Here is a 17,770-nt window from a genome sequence, read left to right on the forward strand (position 1 = left end):
TCTATGCAAGAAAATCCACCCGAAACCGAGTGGATGATTGTCGTTGTTGTTTTCCGAGATTATGCTTTGTTCGCTTCGCGAATCTCAAACACGCATTTCTCCCCGCCTTTGGCCATGCAGGTGGTCTGTTCGACATCTGCCTTCAAAACCCGGCGGAACAAAGAGAGCTCACAGCTGCAAGCCTGGTTGAATTCACGGGCTACCTGTGAAATGGGGCAGTTGAACTCGCGGATGCGATAATGCCCTTCCTCATCCGCCTTTTCCCATTCTACCATGTATCCTTTTTCGTTTTGCAGCTCAGCCAGCTTGGCCACTCTCTCTTCCAGGCTCCCCTGGACGTGGTTGCGATACGCCTCCTCCAGTCGGTTTTCACGACGGCGGAACAGCATTTCTACTTTTCCATTTCCATCTATATCCTGCAAATCGCGCAAGAAATCCAAGGTAAGATGGGAATAATTGCGCGGAAACAGCTCATCAGCCTCTTGCGACAGGGAATACACATTCGTCGGGCGTCCCATAGCCTGCCGAACCAACGTCGACTTGATCAGGTTATCCCGCTCTAGGGTGTTCAGGTGGCGCCGTACGGCCATCTCCGTAATCCCCAGATCTACGGCCATGTCACTGACAGAAAGCGACCCCTTCACCTTTAGCATACTCAAAATCTGGTCGCGGGTAGATGTGTTTTCGGTACTCATTGTATCACCGCCCTTTCCTCCATTGTACCGAACTTAGCCACTTTAGTAAACAAAAGAAATCGTTTTGTATATAAAATCCACGAGCGCCCTTAAAACAGCTCTTTTTCCAAATAGGCCCGGACTGCCGGCTCAAATTGCCGCAGCACAGGCAAACCATTTGCGGCCAGTGGAATCATCGCTTCGTGTGGAATCTTTGCGTATTCATTGACCAAAAACTTGCGGAATTCGACTATCTCAGTCAAAACGCGCGCCTGCTCGTCACTGATGACCTGCTCGTCCCGCAGAATCTCTACAATATCCGCATAGCTCCCCGGATCGCGCATAATAAATCCGTCAATCAGCGCATTGCCGACGTCCAGGATCGCTTCAATGGACAGATGCAGGGCTCTTTCCATCGCTGCAACCGCCACCCTGTCTTCAAGCAAAGCATCTTGCCTGCGAGATGCCAATGTTTCCAGGAGCGCGAGCATTTGCGACATATGCCCCAATACCTCATCGATCCGCTTTGTATTTACGTCGTACATGACAATCCCCCTCATGCGATACTGCCTCTCTTCCGATATTTGCGCAAAGCCAACCCGGGTAAACTGGGAATAACTAGTGAGGAAGAGGCATCATTTTCTGCGAATGGTTATTTGTTCCGTTTTTTGCGCTTTGCGTACCATATCGTAATGACAAAAGTAAGGAGTAAAACAACCAGAACCAATTCCCCTTCCTGCAAGTAGGAATTGCTCATTCGACTCACCTCTTTTCATCCAACAGTATACCAAAATTGTACGTGCTGTCACGAAAACCTGTGGTTTTTTGTGTTACAATGAGTTTTGAGTTTTTTGCGGCACAAGGAGGAGCTTGAAACAGTGGAACGCGAACTGGCATTGGAAGTCGTACGTGTAACGGAAATGGCAGCCCTGGCATCTTCCCATTGGTTGGGACGCGGCAAGAAAAACGAAGCGGACGGAGCAGCTACCAACGCCATGCGGACGATGTTTGACACCATCAATATGCGGGGAACGGTCGTCATCGGCGAAGGCGAGCTGGATGAGGCCCCGATGCTGTACATCGGCGAAAAGCTGGGCCATGCCGAATCAACGGGCCCAGAGGTAGACGTGGCGGTAGACCCGCTGGAGGGTACGACCATCGTCGCCAAAGGCCACAACAACGCGATGTCGGTCGTTGCGATCGGAGACAGAGGCACGCTTCTGCACGCGCCGGACATGTACATGATGAAAATGGCCGTAGGCAAAAGAGCCGCAGGCAAAATTCATCTCAACGACCCTGTAGAAAAGATGATCGAAGTCGTCGCTCAGGCAAACGGCAAACGAATCCAGGATGTTACCGTCATCATCCAGGAGCGGGAGCGGCATCAGGAAATCATCAACGCTGTAAGGGAAAAAGGGGCTCGCGTCAAGCTGTTTGGCGACGGCGATGTCGGTGCGGCTATCGCAGCCTGCATGCCGCAAACGGGTATCGATCTCTTCCTCGGGATCGGCGGTGCTCCGGAGGGCGTTATCAGCGCGGCTGCGATCAAATGCCTGGATGGGGATATGCAAGCACAGCTACGGCCTCAAAACGAGGCCGAACGCCAGCGATGCATCAAAATGGGGCTCAAGGACCCCGAGCAGCTGCTTACCCTGAGCGATCTCGTCAAGGGGGACGACGCGATCTTCGCTGCGACGGGCGTTTCGGACGGCGAGCTCTTGAAGGGCGTCCGCTACCTGGGTGATGACCTGGTAGAAACCGATTCGATCGTCATGCGTGCCAAAACGAAAACCATCCGGTTCGTTCGGGCATTGCACAATCTCACCCAAAAACAATATCTTATCGGGAGGTAGAGGGAAGAACATGTCCAACGATTTGTTTTATCTATACGACGAGTCAGAGGAAACGAAGACCCGGTTCGTCAGCTTTATGGCTGAGTCGACCCGCTTCGATCTGGCCATCATGACGACGAATCGCTTTTACGGAAAAAAGCTGGTCATAAACATACAAAACGGCCGCTCCGCCATCATCGGCAGCGATGACCTGGAGGAAGAGGGCTACTTGGAGTTCGCCTTTAATTTGAATGAAACAGAGGCAGCAGAATTGAAGGCGTTTCTGGAACAGATCATCTACACAGCAGGGGCGGGCGACAGCGACTAAAGACCCTTTGCGAAAAGAAACACAAGAAAACGGTCAATGATCCAAAAGAGCATGCAAAAAAAAGCATGTTCTTTTTATTTGCACTAAATATTTTAAATATTATTATTTTTCCCGTTTATACTGACATCAACATCTGTTTATGTTACTTTTGCTTTAATCCATTCCACGCGGATATGTGTTCACCTTAAACAAACAGTTCTACAGGGGGTTTACGCCATGAAAAGGTTGGGCCTGTTGCCCAAGGTTATTATCGCAATTATTTTGGGGATTCTGATCGGCTCCATTTCACCGGAGGCAGTCATTAAGGCATTGGCTACATACAGCGGGCTTTTTGGCAATTTTCTTGGTTTTGCCATCCCGTTGATCATCATTGGTTTCATCGCGCCGGGTATTGGCGAGCTCGGCAAAGGAGCCGGGAAGCTCCTCGGATTGACGACCGCTGTCGCGTACGGTTCCACCATTATTGCCGGCACAATCGCCTATCTTGTAAGTTCCGGGCTGTTCCCCAACATTCTGGAGGTTGGAGGATTGACCAAAACGTTTGCCAATCCGGAAGAAGCGCTTGTCCAGCCTTACTTTTCCGTGGATATGCCTCCGATCATGGGCGTTATGACCGCACTTTTGCTGGCATTTACCCTTGGCTTGGGCGCTTCCGTGATCAAGGGAGACTCGCTCCAGCGGGTCATGGTTGACTTGAGGGAGATCGTGGAGAAAATGATCTCTTCGGTGATCATTCCGCTGCTGCCTTACCACATCTTGTCCGTTTTTGCGAACCTCACTTATGGCGGGCAGGTCAGTATGATCCTGTCTGTATTCGCCAAGGTGTTTGTGATTATTATCGCGATGCATTTGCTTTACCTGGTCATCCAGTACATTGTAGCCGGACAGTTCGGACGGAAAAATCCGTTTGTTCTTTTGAAGAACATGATGCCGGCTTACTTTACCGCGATCGGGACACAGTCTTCTGCAGCCACCATCCCGGTAACCCTGCGTCAAACAAAGGAAAACAAAGTCACGGATAAAATTGCCGACTTCGTAATCCCGCTGTGTGCGACCATTCACCTGTCGGGCAGCACCATTACCCTGGTTTCCTGTTCTATGGCAGTCATGATGCTGAACGGCATGTCCACATCTTTCTCAGTCATGTTTCCGTTTATTCTCATGCTCGGTATCACGATGGTTGCCGCCCCGGGCGTTCCCGGCGGTGCGGTCATGGCAGCGCTCGGTCTCCTGGAATCGATGCTCGGCTTCAGCACCACGCTCACGTCCTTGATGATAGCCCTGTACATCGCTCAGGACAGCTTCGGTACAGCCTGCAACGTGACAGGAGACGGCGCAATTGCAGTCATTACAGACGGATTGAGCAAGTCCAAAGCAGCGTAAAGCTGGCTGGATGAGCTATTTCAGAACGATTGAAAAAACGCAAAAAAAGAAACTGCACCCATTTGTCAGCGATTGCGAACATATGGGGTGCAGTTTTTCTATGAATGAACGTTTTCTGTGGCTGCATTTTACTTCGGGCTTTCGTCGTAGGTGACAAACTCTCCTACCGGCTTGCGATAGCCCCTCGGTCTCTGGCTGGAAGTATCCTCTTTTCCGAGTGCAATCAGCATGACCGGCACGTAGCGTTCGGGAATGTCGAGAGCCTCTCGGAGCGCCTCGGGGTCAAAACCGATCATCGGGCAGGTATCCCAGCCTTTTTCCTTGGCGACCAGCATCAATTGCATGGCAGACAAGCTGGCATTGCGGATGGCCTCTTCTCTCGCGAATACCTCTCCGCGATCCAGATAAAACTGAACAGTTTCCCTGACCATTTGATCATACTCCTGTTGGTTGTATACGCCGAGATGCAGAAGTCCTTCATAAATCCGCCCCGCCTGCTCATAAGCCAGCGTATCTCCCAGAACGACAATTGCCGCTGATGCGGTTTGAACCTTGTACTGCCGGTAAGCGGCCTCATAGACCTTTTCCTTCAAATGCGGGTCCGTTACCACAATGTAATGGGCATGCTGCAGGTTGAATGCGGAAGGAGCATACTTTACAAGAGCAAAAATGTCATCCAGTTCTCCTTTTTGAAATCTCCTGCCCTTTTATAAATTTGCTGGCAGAGCGTCGTTCCTTTATAACCGAAACCAGGTACTTCATCGTTCTCTCTCCTCTGCTTTTCCCCGAAGACGAACTATGTACGAAATGTAATCAGCACTACTGACTATGTCCCTGGGATTTTGAATGCGTTTTTACGTTACTAAAAGTAAGTATATAATTATGGTAGATAAGTAAAGCAGTTTCCGTATCTACTCCCTTTTATTTACGAAGCTGGAAACATTTTTCCGACTTTTTCGTCTTATTCTATACAGACCGGTAAAGGAGGAATCTCTCTTGCCAATGTGGGCCTTTTTGCTGTATCTTTTTGCAGGATTCATGGTTTTCGGGATTGTTTATGAGCTGACAATAAACAAGAAGCGGAGAAGCGAACGTCTGTCGGAGAGCGTAAAACATGAGGGACCCGCAAATATCGTTTACAAGGAACAGTTTTTAGACGAGCAGCGAAATCACATCCACGATAGATTCCCTTAACATTCGATACTTATTGATCCCCAGTCCTTTCGGCACTGGGGTTTTTTCCGCCCATTTCTGTCGGACAATGCTCCGACAGGGCGAATACCCCGTATACTGCTACTGGAAAACAGATAGAAACCTTGAGAGGAGTGTCATTCGCACCATGCAACCGTATTACCAGCAGCCAATTGATCCTTCGACCGGTTATCCTTCTGCCGGTTATCCTTCTGCCGGTTATCCCTCTGCCGGCTATCCCTCTGCCGGTTATCCCTCCCACAATTATCAAGCGTATCTGGAGGAGTATGCTTATCCTGTTCAATGGAGAAGACGCAGGAGACCTCGAATAGACTTTGTTTTTCCGTTTGTCTTTCCGTTTCATTTTGGATTCCGCCAGCCCTTCTATCCATACTATCCTCCGTTTCCTTCCCCCTACCCGTACTATTATCCGTATGGCTACTGGCCGGTTTCCGGAGTGGAAGAATCTCAATGACATAGAAACAAAAAAGCGGTCTGAAATAACTGATGGAAAACGTAAAAAAGGCATCTGCCCTTTTCAGGAGGCAGTGCCTTTTTCTTCTTTTTCACGCATTATTCTTTTTTAGGCTGGCCCTGCCCGGTTGGGACTTTGTCCCGCTCCCGATTTGGGCGGCCTTGACTTTGCTTTTGGCGATCCTTTCCACCGTCTCGTGCGTTCTTATCCGATCTGTATTTAGGCTTGTCTCCCCGTTCTTTGCGCTCTCCCGCTCCCTGCCCCTGATTGCGGTCATTTCGCTCTGCGCGGTGCTGCCTGGGATGAACGCGCTTGCGCTCTTTGCGCTCTACAAAGATCTCATCGTCCACTTGACTTTCCCTCGCGGTATCCCCGCTGAGGTCATCGCGATCATCTGCTTGCTGATCAGATGTATATGGAGTAGCTTTCACCTTTTTCAGGACAAAATAGGGACAGCCGAAATTACAAAACTCATGCAAATACTCGTCCAGAGCGGAAATTCGCTGCTCAAACGGCACTTTCCGGTTGGTGCTTTCGTAAAAACCACGTAAGCGGAGCTGGCCGTAACCCCAATCGCCCACAATATAATCGTACTTGTCAAGAATGTCGCTGTAGCGCTCTTTAAACGCTTCCGAATTCCAACCGTCGCGATTGTCTTCCATGACCTCATAAGTGCCTGCTTGGGTGCGAATCAAGGCCGCTTCCTCCTTACCAATGCATACTACGTCCATCTTACCACATTTTTTGCAGAGAGAGATAAAATTCCCACGAAAACGAGACCAGCTCCGAGGACACCCTAGCTGTAGGGGGTGGAACCATTGAATAAAAAAACTTGGTTGCTTCAAGCAGTTGCAGGTATTGCTCTGTTGACTTCCGCATGTGCGAACAACGCTGCGCCTGACGCCAATCGTCCTAACGGCACTACGGTCAATCAAGCCGCTCCGCGTCTTTTCAATGCTGACAAAGCGGGTGTCTACAACAATGCACCCGGGTTGCCGGACAATGCCAGAACAAACTTTCCGTATACTAACGCCAACCGTCCTGCTGGTATTGCCGGGACCGGGTTCGGCACGGCCGGAACCGGAAACGGTACTGCCGGAACCGGGTTCGGGGCTGCCGGAACCGGAACTGGATTCGGTACCATGAACGGGACCGCCGGGACAACCCGAGGCACTGTCTTTGGGGATACAGGCTACAACGGCGGCATCAACAGCTACAACGCCTTTACGGACAATGGCATGCGCCCTCTGAATCGCGCCGGTACCAACAACCAGTCGATTTACCGTACCAATCAAGGTGCTGGTACAATGGCGACCAACACGATGCCGCACATGGGTTATGCCCAGGCACATCGCGCTGACATGCAAGCTGCCGGTGTTGGCGGTGCGAATGGCACAGGCTTTGGCGGTGGTGCCAATAACGTCTTCGTGGATCGCGATGCACTGGCCCGTGCAGTGGGCAATGTGACTGTCAGCTGCCCTGGGGTAGATCGTTCCACCGTCCTGGTGACAGACGAAGAAGTATTCGTCGGTCTCAATACGCAAGGCCCGGATGGACGGACAGCAAAGGATCAGGCGAGAATGAACGCGATGTCGGTTTCTCCTCGTTACTACAAAGTGTACGTAACGGACAACCAACAAGACATTGACGAGATTTCCCGAATTGCGAGCCGCACTTCCAACGGCCCGGTTACGAGGGCTGAAGACACTCGTCAAATCGACGCCTTGATCAAGCGGATGGGCGGAACAGTGGACGGCGAAGAAATGCGCACAAAAGGGTCAACGATGACGACCGAAAACAATCGTACCAACAAAGCAAAACAAGGTATGGGAACCTCCTCCCGATAAATGCGTAAAACCCCTATGCTCGCATAGGGGTTCTTTTATCATTGCGCTTGTGCAATTGTCGCTTTGGCTGCATTCGCCTGTTCATGAGCATGGTAGGAGCTGCGTACCAGCGGCCCTGCTTCCACATGGGAAAATCCGCGACGCATGCCCTCCTCTTTCAAGCGGACGAACTCGTCAGGGTGGTAGTACTTTTCAACAGAAAGGTGCTTTTTAGTCGGCTGCAGGTATTGACCGATCGTCATGATGTTGACATCGACGCTGCGCAGGTCATCCATCGTCTCTATGATTTCTTCGAACGTTTCGCCTACACCGATCATCAGGCTGGACTTGGTCGGAATGTCAGGCTGAAATTCCTTTGCCTTTTTCAAAAGCTCCAGCGTACGGTCGTACTTCGCCCGGGCTCTGACTCGGTCGGACATGCGGCGAACTGCCTCAATGTTGTGGTTCAGGACGTCCGGACGGGCATCCATCACTACCTTGAGCGCATCCCAGTTCCCCATAAAATCAGGGATCAGCACTTCTACGGTAGCAAGTGGCAAGCGCCGGCGAATAGCGCGAATCGTTTCTGCAAAAACAGTTGCTCCTCCGTCTGCCAGGTCGTCACGGGCAACAGAAGTTACGACGACATGCTTCAAGCCCATTTGCTCCGAGGCCTCCGCAACGCGTTCCGGTTCTGCCAGATCAAGCTCAGTGGGCAGCCCCGTTTTTACCGCACAGAATCGACAAGCACGCGTACATATATCGCCCAAAATCATAAAAGTGGCGGTTCGATTGGCCCAGCACTCGTGGATGTTGGGGCATTTCGCCTCTTCACATACTGTATGTAGCGTCTGACTGCGCATCGTTTGCTTTAATTCTCTGAAGTTGGCCAGTTCTTTTCCTGATACAAGGTTGATCTTGAGCCACTCCGGCTTGCGTTGCGACATTAGGGCTCACTCCTCATTGGACTTGGGTCTCTCCATTCATTATAGAGTTTGCTCTGGAATGGGGCAACACCTGTATAATTATCCGTTTATCAGCATCCTCTTTTAGCCGGTCCCTCCAACCGATATACTAAGAAGAACCAATACTGACAACAATGGGGAGGGAGCAACCATGGAACGTGTCATCGAGGTGCGCGGACACATTATCCGCGATAACATTCTCAAGCAAATCGACGCTTCTGTCGTACAGTACAACGGGCGTTACCGCGTTTTGGAATTATCCGTAGGCGATCAGGTAGACGACGAATCAGTCGCCAAGATCGCTCTTAACCTGCCGGAAGACAAGCTCGAGCTGATTTTAAACGAGCTGATCAACCTCGGCTGTACGATTCCTACCGGGGAAGAGGCTCCAACGATCAAACTGGCGGAAAAGGACAAGGTGGTGCCTGACGATTTTTACTCTACCACCAATCATGCCACCGAAGTGTTTCTGAACGGCAAATGGGTCCGGGCCAAGCATCAGCGGATGGATGCCTGTCTTGTGGTCAAGGGCGAAGAGGTTCACTGCGTCAAGCTGCGCGATATTAAAAAGGACGATCATGTCATTTGCGGCAGCAACGGAGTTCGTCTCGTCCTGCAACCGACAGAGGAACGCTCCTCCGAATTTTCTTTCATGAACAATGAAGTAAGCTCGGAGCGCCGTGTCGAAGTCATCGTCAAGCAGTTGGCAGAAGAAATGCGGGACATTCGCAAACGCAACGGTCGCATTGTGTTCGTCGCCGGTCCCGTCGTCATTCACACTGGCGGGCAGGAAGCTTTTCAGAACATGATTCGCAAAGGCTATGTAAATGCACTGCTCTCGGGGAATGCACTCGCCGTGCACGATATTGAAAGAGCGCTGTTCGGGACGTCCCTCGGCGTCAACCTGGACACCGGATCAGTGGTCCGCGGCGGGCACAAAAACCACATGCGGGCGATCAATGCGATCAATCGTTCCGGCTCCATCGCGGAAGCGGTAGCGGATCAAACCTTGAAAAGCGGAATCATGTACGAGTGTGTCAAACACCAGGTGCCCTTCGTGCTGGCCGGTTCCATCCGCGATGACGGTCCGCTTCCGGACACCTTGATGGACCTGATCGAAGCGCAGGCCCGATACGCGGATCAGGTCGCCGACGCGGAAATGGTCGTCATGCTGTCTACGATGCTGCATGCGATCGGAACAGGCAATATGATGCCGAGCTGGATAAAAACCGTCTGTGTGGATATCAACCCTGCCGTTGTCACCAAGCTGATGGACCGCGGTTCCGCCCAAACCGTCGGCGTCGTAACCGATGTCGGCTTGTTCCTGACGATGCTGGACAAGGAATTAAGCTGAAGTAAAAAATACAATACATGTAAAATCCTCCAGAAAGGACCTTTTCCTGTCTGGAGGATTTTTGTATCTTTCCTATATTTGCGTCTCGCTGCTGGCCGTTTCCCTCAAGGAATGCAGGCAGTGGCGGTCTGATCCCTGCAGAAGCGGCTGCAACAGCTTGCTCTCCCGATCTGTGCAGGTAAACAAAAAAATCTGATATTCCTCAGCCAGCCGCATGACCGTATGGAGGGCTCGCTCCAGCCTTTCCGGATCGTAATGGACAAAATGGTCGTCCAAAAACAGGGGCAGCGGCTCCGTCTGTTGGCTGACATGCCTGTGAAGCGCCAGTCGCTGGGCAAAGTAAAGCTGGTCCTGCGTTCCCGAAGAGCAGCAATCATGCTCGACAATTCGCTGGTGCGGCTTGTCCCAGACCTTTATGCCAAATTTCTCCTGGGGGTCCAGCCTGACTTCCTCATATTTGCCTCCGGTCATTTGGGCCATGATGTCGGAGGCAATCCGATTGACCGCGGGTGACAGCTCTTTGTTCCATTCGTGTAAAGTCTGCTGCAGCGTATCCCTGGCGAGAGTGAGCGCTTCCCGGTTCAATTGCAGTTGGCGCAGCCCCTCGACCGCCTCCTCGTAATCCCCGCGTACTTTTGCCAGTGAGACTTCATCCTGCTGGCCCAGCTCTCCCGATGCCCTGGCGATGCGCTCCCGAATAGCGAGGAGCTCCCGATCCAGCTCTTTGGCCTCGCGCTCAAGGGTTGTCCGTTCCTGCTCGCGTACTGCCTTTTCTTGTTCCAGCAGTGCCCGCAAAGCTTCTCCCCACTCTTTTATCAGGCGGGCTCTCTCCTCCTGGCGTTTCCACTCTTGCGCTGCCAGACTCGCTTGTCTGTCTTGCACGCGGTTTTTCCGCTCCTCCCTCATGATCAGGAAGGCATCCCAGTCAGCGGCATTCCACTTTTGCAAAAGCTGCTGCAGCTCCTGGTCGCAGCGGGCAGCCTTGTCCTGCCAGGCTTGCCATTCGTGCTCGTTGCCGGCGGCACAATTTTCTCTCTGCCTTGTCTGTCCCCGATTCGCGGCTGCAGCCGCAAGGGCACATGCAGCTGAGATTCCTGCAGCGATCCAGCCGACCGGAGCGTTGCCCGCAAGCAGAAATAATGCGGCGACGACCAGACTCGCCAGACAGCTTGTCCACCACAGACGGACTTTTCCGGTCCGCTTCTCTTTCCCCCGGCCCACACGGCTCGGAGCGGTCCTAAGCGCCGCTTCAGCCAACCGGTCGGCTTGCTCCTTGTACTCGTCTCGCTCCTTCCGCAATTCCAATGCCTGCCGGTAAGCCGCTTCCAGCTTTTCCAAAGCATCGCTTTCAGGTACGTCCGCATTTCCTTTGTCTTGTTCAGCTTCACCCCAATCCCCCTGGGCAGCCAAAACTGACTGAACCTGGCGATGCAGCGCACGCTCTTCTTCTGTGCGGGCTGTCGCTTCCCACTGCGGCCAGCCTTCCTCATCAGGCTCCCTGTAGCTGTCCTGCCATCTCCTTTGCCAAGCCTGCTCCTCCTTTTGCAGGACGAGAAGCCGCTGCCGCATCCGCTCCCGGGTCCGCTCCATTTCCTGCTTTGCCTTCTCCCAGTGGGCGATCTGCTGCGTCAATGTTTGAACGGCTGCCCAGCCGGCTTCCGCTTCGGCCAGCTCCTGTTCTCTTTGCGCGACCAGCGCTCCTGCCTTGCCAAGCAGCGTATTTTCCGCCCGTTCCTTTTTTCCGATCAGCGTCAATTCCTTGTCCAGGGCTGCCAGCATTCTGTTTACCGCCGGATCAGCTTCGCTCGTGCCAAACAGCGAAGGCAGGAGGTATTCCGAAGCTTCCAGCGGACTTCTCCTGATCCAGGTCAGGTCAGTAAACAAGCTGCGTGTCAAGCCGAGATGGAGCTCAAGAAAGTTTCGTTCTTTGCGCCGGTCTTCCTGGTACAGGTGCGTTACCTCTGTCCAGTCGGGGTCGAGAAAAACCTGAGCCTGTTCCCTTTCCTTTTCCAGACGGCGGTGAAGCCGATAGCGCCTGCCGTCTACCTCGTAGAGAACGCTAAGCTCGTAGCTGCCCGAATGCCACGGGAAGTATTTGTCGTACTCGGGCAAATACCGGGCGGAACGAACATAATCCCGCTTCAGCCCGTACAGCGAAGCAAATATCGCCTGAAGCAGCGTAGATTTTCCCGCTTCGTTGGGAGCGGCAAATACATTCAGTCCCGGGGCGAAGCGAAAATCGGCTCCGCGCCATTTGCCAAAGCCTTTGATCGATAGCTCGTGAATCTTCATCCGATCATTCCTCCGATCCGCTCCAGCGCTATTTTCATGGCCATGCGAGCCACTGCCTGGCGCTGTTCATCGGAAGACGCGGCCGCAGCCGCTTCCTCTTCGGCGAGACGCTGCAGCCAGCGTCCCCAGATGCCGCCCTCGGCGATCAGCTTGCCCGCATCCAGGTCCGGTCTCGTCCGGTCTGCGATGCGGATGGCAAAAAAGCGGGAAAAGCGCTTTTCGAGCACATCTGTAACTGGCGTAAAATGTACGGGCCTGTTCCCTGTCAAGGTGATGTCCAAAATTTGCCCGTCCTGCACATCGGCCAGCCCGCTTTCCAGTATGTCGGCGACTTGATCGACCGTTTCCGCCCCTTGTATATCGATCTCCCGTCTCACGATCATTCGCGTTTGGACCGGGAGCTCCTCAAGCAATAGCTCGCCCGCTTCATTCAGTTCGCCGTACAGGACGTGACGGGGCCCGCTTTCTTTGACAGACAAGCCTTCGGGAGAACCCGGGTATGCGGCAAACGTCCGTCTATGTACCGGATGAGCGAAGCGCGCAGGCTTGTGGATATGTCCGAGCGCAATGTAATCCATTCCCGTTTCTGCGAGCTGCTCTATGGTTACCGGTGCGTACGGATGATGCTCCTCGCCTCCCCCGTTGACCACACTGGCGTGCAAAACCATCAGATGGTGCCGGTAGCCAGGCAGCTTTCCGGGGAATTCCGCCAACGGCGACTCGTACACATGCGGCTGGGGAAAGCCCCATCCGTAGACGACGCAAGACTTTTCGGGAAATTCGAAAGCCCCCCACTCCGGCGTAAACCAGTACACGTTTCCCGGCCACTCCAACGACTGGTAAAAGGAATCGGCCCGCCACGGGTCGTGATTCCCCGGAGCGATACAGACCGGTGTAGGAGCCACGCTGGCAAACAGATCACGCAAAAAAATCGCCGTGGTTCTTCTCCCGCCATGCAGCTCCATGAGGTCACCGGCGATCAGCCAAACATCTGCCCGCTTTTCCAACACGAGATCCCGAACCGTCCGCATCGTCCGCCGAAAGTCGTCCTGCCTCAGCTCATAAGAAACGGACATGGCACGGATCGGCGCGTCCAGGTGGACGTCAGCTATATGAATAAACGACAACATGAAAACTCACTCCTTGGCATGACAGACTGCTGGAGGAAATGGTACACTTTGGTCAGCAGATTCCCCTGTCTCATACACGAACATATTTTCCCTTTTATGATACAGGAAAAGAGTACCGGATAAAAGGAGCGATTGCTGTGCGTATTGCCTATTTGGACTGTTTTTCGGGAATTAGCGGCGACATGCTGCTCGCTGCACTGGTCGATGCGGGTGCGAACCGCGAAACGATTGAACGTGAACTGCGCAAGCTGCCGCTGGGGAATTTCCGCATGGAGTGGAAGACGGTGGTGAAAAAAGGGGTCAGCTCGCTAAAGCTGGATGTGATCGATGAAGAGCTGGAGAAGCTCAAAGCGCTGAAAACATTGCCGGTGCTAAACGTCGGACATCATCACGATCACTGTCATGACCACGACCATGACCACGACCATCACCACCATCACGGGCACGACCACAGTCATGATCACGGACATCACCACCACGAGCACGATCACAGCCATGATCACGGACATCACCACCACGAGCACGATCACAGCCATGATCACGGACATCATCATCACCGCAGGTACAAAGAAATTTCTGCGATGATCGACGAGGCTGACTTCTCACCGCGTGTGACCGCCCGAGCGCAAGCGATCTTCGAGAAAATCGCCATTGCCGAAGCCAAAATTCACAATGTGCCGGTAGATACGGTTCATTTTCATGAAGTAGGGGCGCTGGATTCAATCGTCGACGTCGTCGGCATCGCCCTGGCTTTGGAAGACCTGGACATTGATCAGTTGTACAGCGGCCCTGTTCCGACCGGAAACGGCTACGTCCGCTGTGACCATGGCCTGTACCCGGTCCCTGCACCCGCGACGATGGAAATGCTGAAAGGAATTCCGCTTCGCCAAACAGACATACAAAAAGAGCTGACTACTCCGACCGGAGCAGGGGTTGCGGCCGCCTTGGTCAAGCAGTTCGGGCCGCTTCCGGCGATGACCGTGGACGCCATCGGCTACGGGGCAGGGACCCGCGATCTTCCCGATCAGCCTAACGTACTGCGGGTGCTGGTCGGCACTATGTGATCTCATTTAAGTCCGAGACATCCGGAAGCAAAAAAGCCTTGTCCGCAAAATCAGGACAAGGCTTTTTCATGTCTGCTGCCACTGCTCTGCATGAGGCAGGCCCACGGATGCACAAGCTTCCGATCAAGCCTCGCGGAGCAGGCGCAGGAATTCACGCATGAATCCCGGAAGGTCAGGCCATGCGTGGGCTGACACGAGGTTATTGTGAACGTGCAGAGGTTCCGTGCGATAAATGGCTCCGCACGCTTCTACATCTGGGCGGCATGCCTGGTAGGCAGTCATCTCGCGGTCGCGAACGTGCTCGCCTACGAGCGCCAGCACCTGCGAACCGTGACAAATGGCGGCCACAGGCTTGTTTGCCTCAAAAAAGTGAGTCAGGATCGGTTTCAAATGCTCGTTCAGCCGGATATATTCAGGGGCACGGCCCCCCGGAATGATCAGGCCGTCGTATTCCTCCGGATTTACATCCGCAAAAGCCACATGCGAGGCCAGTTGATAAGCAGGCTTTTCCGTATAGGTTTCACTGTGGGCTTCGAAATCGTGGCAGACCGTGTGCAGCGTCTTTTTGGCAGGCGAAGCGATGACGGCCTCCAGCCCCTCCTCCAGGCAGCGATAATAGGGGTAAAAGATCTCCAAAGCTTCCACCGCGTCACCGGTTACAATCAGCACCTTTTTGCTCATAGTACAGCCTCCCCGCTGGATTTTTGAGGAAAAAACCTCTCTCTACCCATTTCTTCACGGACCGATGAACTCCTGCTGGCAGCATCACGCGTCAGCGTACTTTCATCGCAAGGGCAAGCGAAAGCGCCTCTTGATGCACCTGCTTCACCGGGATGCCGGCTTCTTTCGCCAATTGAGCACAAACGGCATACTCCGGTGAACACTGTACCTGTTTTCCGCGGTGCAGCCCGATTTTTACGGGAACCTCGCCCCATTGTGTTTTCACGGTTGCGAACTGTCTTGCCAGCCGATGGCAGGCCACGGGGAAATACCTGATACCGAAGGTGGTTGTCTCCTGAAACAAGACAGATTTAAGTTCTTCCAGTCTGCTCTGGTAGCACAAGACCTGCACCAATACGCCCGGCCTGCTTTTTTTCATCGTAACCGGAAGAAAGTGGACATCGTTGGCTCCCGCCTCAAGCAAACGCTCCATGGCGTGGGCCATCCATTCCGGACTGCTGTCGTCCAGATTGGCCTGCAGGAGGAACATCCCTTCGTCAATATGTTCAACGCCGTGATCGCGGTATTCATGGACCACGGGAATGCCCGTCCGTGATTCTGCACAGCCGGCAGGGTCGTTCATATCGGCAAAGAAGACAGCCACTCCATCTCCGGCCTCCACGCGCTTTATCTTGCCGCTGATCGTCCCGATCGGTTTTGCCCCGGTCTCCTGCAGCCACAGCAGCACAAGCGGAGAAAACTGTTCTGGCGGAATGTGCGGGTCCTCATGTACGTTCCATCCATCCAGCAAGGGCAGAGCGGCTACCGGCAATCTGGCCGGAATCACCAAAGGCTGAACGAGGATTTGCACATTTTTTCTGCACGCTTCCGGCTCTATCACGGTCCATAGCTGTCGCAACGCCTCCGTTTCCTTTTGCCATACGTCGGGTGGGCATGTGGTGCGAAAGTTCTCGGCACGCTGCAAAAAAGCCTCGAAATGCGTCTTATGCGGCTGGACCGCCTGATTTTGATTTGCAGCTCCCGGACGGACCTTCTGGTTTGCAACTCCCAGCCGGGCCTCCTGATTTTCTGCTTCCGCCCGAACCCGTCCTGCAAGTCCGCTGCACGCTGCACCTTCCACCTGCTCCAGAGAATCAATCCCGGCCTTCTCCCACAACCGCAGCAGCGGACCACGCAATTTGTGGAAAAACAGCGGCTGATCGCCTCTTATCATCATCGTCTGCATCCAGTTTCCTCCGTTCTGTCTTCTGATACGATCATACACCAAAACCCGGGGTTGGCCCATTCTGGCTCCCGGGACTGGCAAAAACTATCTCGGATAATCACAGTGTGCTGGCAGAACCTACAAAGGAGAATACTGCTGGAGGGAGACGGGCATGACTACGTTTCGCCTGATGATGCAAATCAGTTTGTGCGTACTCTTAACCTTGTGTTCATGGCCTCCTGTTTCACAGGCAGCTTTGTCCGTCCCGGCGGCTACTTCAGGAGATCCCATCTATCAGGAACGACTGGCGCTGTTTCAGCGCTTTGAATCCGTATACGGCATTCCCTGGTCATATCTGGCGGCGGTGGATCAGTACGAGCGTTCCATCAACAAACGCTCAAGGCAAAAAGACAACCGGCAGCAAGCTCCCCAGCGCTTGACAGCCATTGAGATTCCTCCTGCCTTGTGGGGCGGACCATTGAACCCGGACGACCGGGATGCCACTCCCGCTTCCATCCAATTTTTCGGCGGACTGGGTGTGGATGGAGATGGGGACGGCAGAGCAGACAGGGAAAATGATGTCGACGTGCTGACTACGATGACCCTGTTTCTGTCTCGATACGGCTTTACCCGCGAGGATTGGAAGATCGGGCTCTGGTCGTATTACAAACGCGACAGGGCCGTTAAAACGATCGACCAGTTTGCTTCTGTCTTCGAGAAATTTCAGCGGCTTGATCTGGATGACCACCATTTTCCCATCCCGAAACGCTACACATACAGCTATCGCAGTACATGGGGCGATCCCCGCGGCTGGGGAGGCAGACGTATCCACGAGGGAACGGACATCTTCGCCGGATACGGCACGCCGGTGCTAAGCACAGGCTATGGAGTAATTGAAGTCGTCGGTTGGAACCGCTACGGCGGATGGCGGATCGGCATGCGAGACATCGGCAACGTCTATCACTATTTCGCCCACCTTTCTTCGTTTAAAAAGGGTTTGAAACCGGGCGATATCGTGGAGCCGGGAGAAGTGATCGGGTACGTCGGCAGCTCCGGCTATGGAAAACCTGGCACCTCCGGCAAGTTTCCGCCCCACCTGCACTACGGCATGTACAGTGACACGGGGAGCAATGAGTGGGCGTTCGATCCGTATCCTTACTTGAAGCGATGGGAGCGGCAGATGTACAGCAAAAAGAAAAAGCGGTGAAGATGAGCGCGGGAATTGCTCTCCCGCGTCTTTTGGCTGCTTGCCAGTATGCAGACACAGCTTGTTCGATTGGTTGGTTCCTCCGTTTTCCAAACTTTCCTTTTACCATTGACACGGACATTTCCCCTACATACAATCAAGATAGAAAAACTGGACGTTCGTCC

Annotated in this window: 16 protein-coding genes and 1 pseudogene; 8 read left to right on the forward strand and 9 right to left on the reverse strand. The window is 53.4% G+C overall.

From position 1 onward, the window contains the following. Positions 1 to 59: 59 nt before the first annotated feature. Both NST96_RS22000 and NST96_RS22005 read right to left on the reverse strand, forming a co-directional pair. Positions 60 to 695 carry a metalloregulator ArsR/SmtB family transcription factor gene (locus tag NST96_RS22000; RefSeq protein WP_003389726.1) on the reverse strand — a complete coding sequence of 212 codons (636 nt, stop codon included), beginning with the start codon at positions 693 to 695 and terminating at the stop codon, positions 60 to 62. Positions 696 to 784: 89 nt separating this feature from the next. Further along, positions 785 to 1,219, reverse strand: coding sequence for a HepT-like ribonuclease domain-containing protein (locus NST96_RS22005; RefSeq protein ID WP_024983086.1), 435 nt, complete (start codon positions 1,217 to 1,219; stop codon positions 785 to 787). Positions 1,220 to 1,552: 333 nt separating this feature from the next. On the opposite strand from NST96_RS22005, the gene glpX reads away from it, so the two are divergent. From glpX to NST96_RS22020, 3 genes are all read left to right on the forward strand, one after another. After that, the gene (glpX, locus tag NST96_RS22010; protein WP_003389729.1) at positions 1,553 to 2,527 is read left to right on the forward strand and encodes a class II fructose-bisphosphatase; all 975 of its coding nucleotides are present in this window, start codon (positions 1,553 to 1,555) and stop codon (positions 2,525 to 2,527) included. Between the two features lie 10 nt (positions 2,528 to 2,537). Next, a complete protein-coding gene (locus tag NST96_RS22015) occupies positions 2,538 to 2,834 on the forward strand; it encodes a DUF3055 domain-containing protein (protein WP_003389730.1) in 297 nt (98 codons plus the stop codon). Between the two features lie 216 nt (positions 2,835 to 3,050). Beyond that, positions 3,051 to 4,217: a dicarboxylate/amino acid:cation symporter gene (locus NST96_RS22020; RefSeq protein WP_003389731.1), complete on the forward strand. Its 1,167-nt coding sequence runs from the start codon at positions 3,051 to 3,053 to the stop codon at positions 4,215 to 4,217. 128 nt (positions 4,218 to 4,345) lie between these two features. On the opposite strand, the pseudogene NST96_RS22025 reads toward NST96_RS22020, so the two are convergent. Next, positions 4,346 to 4,979, reverse strand: a pseudogene (locus tag NST96_RS22025) (nitroreductase family protein). 577 nt (positions 4,980 to 5,556) lie between these two features. On the opposite strand from NST96_RS22025, the gene NST96_RS22030 reads away from it, so the two are divergent. After that, a complete protein-coding gene (locus NST96_RS22030; protein ID WP_152562230.1) occupies positions 5,557 to 5,883 on the forward strand; it encodes a hypothetical protein in 327 nt (108 codons plus the stop codon). A gap of 98 nt (positions 5,884 to 5,981) precedes the next feature. Here NST96_RS22030 and NST96_RS22035 read toward each other — a convergent pair whose 3' ends face one another. After that, positions 5,982 to 6,614, reverse strand: a complete 633-nt coding sequence (locus NST96_RS22035; protein ID WP_031932719.1) for a YutD family protein — start codon at positions 6,612 to 6,614, stop codon at positions 5,982 to 5,984. Positions 6,615 to 6,692: 78 nt separating this feature from the next. On the opposite strand from NST96_RS22035, the gene NST96_RS22040 reads away from it, so the two are divergent. After that, entirely contained in the window at positions 6,693 to 7,730 is a 1,038-nt protein-coding gene (locus NST96_RS22040) for a YhcN/YlaJ family sporulation lipoprotein (protein ID WP_024983081.1), read from the forward strand. A gap of 38 nt (positions 7,731 to 7,768) precedes the next feature. Here the strand turns inward: NST96_RS22040 and lipA are convergent, their stop codons facing one another. Further along, positions 7,769 to 8,656 (reverse strand): lipoyl synthase, encoded by an 888-nt coding sequence (gene lipA / locus NST96_RS22045; RefSeq protein ID WP_024983080.1) that lies wholly within the window; start codon positions 8,654 to 8,656, stop codon positions 7,769 to 7,771. 169 nt (positions 8,657 to 8,825) lie between these two features. On the opposite strand from lipA, the gene NST96_RS22050 reads away from it, so the two are divergent. Continuing rightward, complete coding sequence (locus tag NST96_RS22050) at positions 8,826 to 10,028, forward strand: TIGR00300 family protein (RefSeq protein ID WP_342404618.1); 1,203 nt, start codon at positions 8,826 to 8,828, stop codon at positions 10,026 to 10,028. Positions 10,029 to 10,100: 72 nt separating this feature from the next. Here the strand turns inward: NST96_RS22050 and NST96_RS22055 are convergent, their stop codons facing one another. Continuing rightward, positions 10,101 to 12,320, reverse strand: a complete 2,220-nt coding sequence (locus NST96_RS22055) for an AAA family ATPase (protein ID WP_342404621.1) — start codon at positions 12,318 to 12,320, stop codon at positions 10,101 to 10,103. After that, positions 12,317 to 13,450, reverse strand: a complete 1,134-nt coding sequence (locus NST96_RS22060) for a DNA repair exonuclease (RefSeq protein WP_342404623.1) — start codon at positions 13,448 to 13,450, stop codon at positions 12,317 to 12,319. The genes NST96_RS22055 and NST96_RS22060 overlap by 4 nt, the downstream gene beginning before the upstream one ends. 137 nt (positions 13,451 to 13,587) lie before the next feature. On the opposite strand from NST96_RS22060, the gene NST96_RS22065 reads away from it, so the two are divergent. Beyond that, positions 13,588 to 14,514, forward strand: coding sequence for a LarC family nickel insertion protein (locus NST96_RS22065; RefSeq protein ID WP_342404624.1), 927 nt, complete (start codon positions 13,588 to 13,590; stop codon positions 14,512 to 14,514). A gap of 123 nt (positions 14,515 to 14,637) precedes the next feature. Here the strand turns inward: NST96_RS22065 and NST96_RS22070 are convergent, their stop codons facing one another. Together NST96_RS22070 and larC are read right to left on the reverse strand one after the other, a co-directional pair. Continuing rightward, positions 14,638 to 15,195, reverse strand: coding sequence for a DJ-1/PfpI family protein (locus NST96_RS22070; RefSeq protein ID WP_003392322.1), 558 nt, complete (start codon positions 15,193 to 15,195; stop codon positions 14,638 to 14,640). Between the two features lie 91 nt (positions 15,196 to 15,286). Further along, positions 15,287 to 16,420 (reverse strand): nickel insertion protein, encoded by a 1,134-nt coding sequence (gene larC, locus NST96_RS22075; protein ID WP_243013786.1) that lies wholly within the window; start codon positions 16,418 to 16,420, stop codon positions 15,287 to 15,289. 151 nt (positions 16,421 to 16,571) lie between these two features. On the opposite strand from larC, the gene NST96_RS22080 reads away from it, so the two are divergent. Beyond that, positions 16,572 to 17,606 (forward strand): M23 family metallopeptidase, encoded by a 1,035-nt coding sequence (locus NST96_RS22080; RefSeq protein ID WP_003392327.1) that lies wholly within the window; start codon positions 16,572 to 16,574, stop codon positions 17,604 to 17,606. The last annotated feature ends 164 nt before the right edge of the window (positions 17,607 to 17,770 follow it).

It is taken from the genome of Brevibacillus sp. FSL K6-2834, assembly GCF_038592925.1.
Lineage (GTDB): Bacteria > Bacillota > Bacilli > Brevibacillales > Brevibacillaceae > Brevibacillus > Brevibacillus borstelensis.

Excerpts from the sequence above, each read along its gene's own strand:
- NST96_RS22000 (WP_003389726.1), bottom strand. The coding sequence starts at position 695 with ATGAGTACCGAAAACACATCTACCCGCGACCAGATTTTGAGTATGCTA.
- NST96_RS22005 (WP_024983086.1), bottom strand. The coding sequence starts at position 1,219 with ATGTACGACGTAAATACAAAGCGGATCGATGAGGTATTGGGGCATATG.
- NST96_RS22015 (WP_003389730.1), top strand. The coding sequence starts at position 2,538 with ATGTCCAACGATTTGTTTTATCTATACGACGAGTCAGAGGAAACGAAG.
- NST96_RS22020 (WP_003389731.1), top strand. The coding sequence starts at position 3,051 with ATGAAAAGGTTGGGCCTGTTGCCCAAGGTTATTATCGCAATTATTTTG.
- NST96_RS22030 (WP_152562230.1), top strand. The coding sequence starts at position 5,557 with ATGCAACCGTATTACCAGCAGCCAATTGATCCTTCGACCGGTTATCCT.
- NST96_RS22035 (WP_031932719.1), bottom strand. The coding sequence starts at position 6,614 with ATGGACGTAGTATGCATTGGTAAGGAGGAAGCGGCCTTGATTCGCACC.
- lipA (WP_024983080.1), bottom strand. The coding sequence starts at position 8,656 with ATGTCGCAACGCAAGCCGGAGTGGCTCAAGATCAACCTTGTATCAGGA.
- NST96_RS22050 (WP_342404618.1), top strand. The coding sequence starts at position 8,826 with ATGGAACGTGTCATCGAGGTGCGCGGACACATTATCCGCGATAACATT.
- NST96_RS22055 (WP_342404621.1), bottom strand. The coding sequence starts at position 12,320 with ATGAAGATTCACGAGCTATCGATCAAAGGCTTTGGCAAATGGCGCGGA.
- NST96_RS22060 (WP_342404623.1), bottom strand. The coding sequence starts at position 13,450 with ATGTTGTCGTTTATTCATATAGCTGACGTCCACCTGGACGCGCCGATC.
- NST96_RS22070 (WP_003392322.1), bottom strand. The coding sequence starts at position 15,195 with ATGAGCAAAAAGGTGCTGATTGTAACCGGTGACGCGGTGGAAGCTTTG.
- larC (WP_243013786.1), bottom strand. The coding sequence starts at position 16,420 with ATGCAGACGATGATGATAAGAGGCGATCAGCCGCTGTTTTTCCACAAA.
- NST96_RS22080 (WP_003392327.1), top strand. The coding sequence starts at position 16,572 with ATGACTACGTTTCGCCTGATGATGCAAATCAGTTTGTGCGTACTCTTA.